The 996-nt window shown below is 63.2% G+C and carries 1 protein-coding gene; it reads left to right on the forward strand.

Translation table 11 applies throughout. The features are described from left to right. Positions 1–375 precede the first annotated feature (375 nt). Positions 376–885 carry a hypothetical protein gene (locus ACFXDJ_RS24945; RefSeq protein WP_384850329.1) on the forward strand — a complete coding sequence of 170 codons (510 nt, stop codon included), beginning with the start codon at positions 376–378 and terminating at the stop codon, positions 883–885. Positions 886–996 lie beyond the last annotated feature (111 nt).

Consider the following 996-nt stretch of genomic DNA (forward strand, 5'->3'; position numbering starts at 1 on the left):
GTGTCACTTGTCCCAACAAATACCCTGTAAAAACACCCTGTTCTCCACAAACACCACCCACCCAAACTGTCTTCCCAAACCCAGCTCTTTCTCCCCCCGACGAGGACTTGTGAGAATGCTAGCCATCGAGGGCGGGAGCGGGAGTCCCCCGAAAGAGGGCTCGAATTCCAGACTTCTCGGATTATCGGATGTATGGCGCATGTCCATCGCTTTCCTCAAAACGACGACGATATATTGGGCATATCGGGCTAATTGCCGGTGCGCCAGCCGGACGGTTCACCCCTGCGTCGTCATAGTCGTCCCTGGCAACCGCCCGGTTGCCGTCCCGTGCCGCGCTCCGCGGCCGGGGGTACGTCTTCTCGGAGGAGCCGGCTCATGTTGAAGCCCACCAGGACCATCCTCGCTCTCGCCGCCGGAAGCCTGGTTCTCGGCCTGGTAGGGGCGGGTACCGCCGTCGCGGACGACGACCCGATGCCCGACAACCCGGGCCAGGAGAACGTCGTGGACGACGACCAGGGCTCCGACGGCCTCACCGACCCCGACGCGTACCCGAAGCCCGCCCCGAAGAAGTACGCCCGGGGCGTCGTCACCTCGCGCGGCCCGCTGACCCTGCGCAGCAGGCCGACCACCCACTCGTACAAGGTGGGCAAGGTGCACCCGCACCAGAAGCTCTCCATCGAGTGCAAGAAGCGCGGCGAGCGCGTCGACGGCAACAACCTCTGGTACCTGCTGGACGACAAGGACAAGAAGGACGGCACGGACGGCATGAACGGCGGCGGCATGATGTCGATGCCGATGCCCAAGGCCGCCAAGGAGCACAAGGAGCGCTGGGTCTCGGCGCGCTACGTCAAGAACATCACCGAGGTGAAGTACTGCCGCTCGTAGCGGCACCGGCTCCGGGCGCCCGAGCCCCCTGGGCCACGGGAGGTAGAGTATAAACAACAGTCACTGCCAAAGAAAAGAGATGTGTTTATATCGGTGTGGGACGGATAATTA

It is taken from the genome of Streptomyces sp. NPDC059443 (assembly GCF_042750105.1).
Classification (GTDB): domain Bacteria; phylum Actinomycetota; class Actinomycetes; order Streptomycetales; family Streptomycetaceae; genus Streptomyces.

Excerpts from the sequence above, each read along its gene's own strand:
- ACFXDJ_RS24945 (WP_384850329.1), top strand. The coding sequence starts at position 376 with ATGTTGAAGCCCACCAGGACCATCCTCGCTCTCGCCGCCGGAAGCCTG.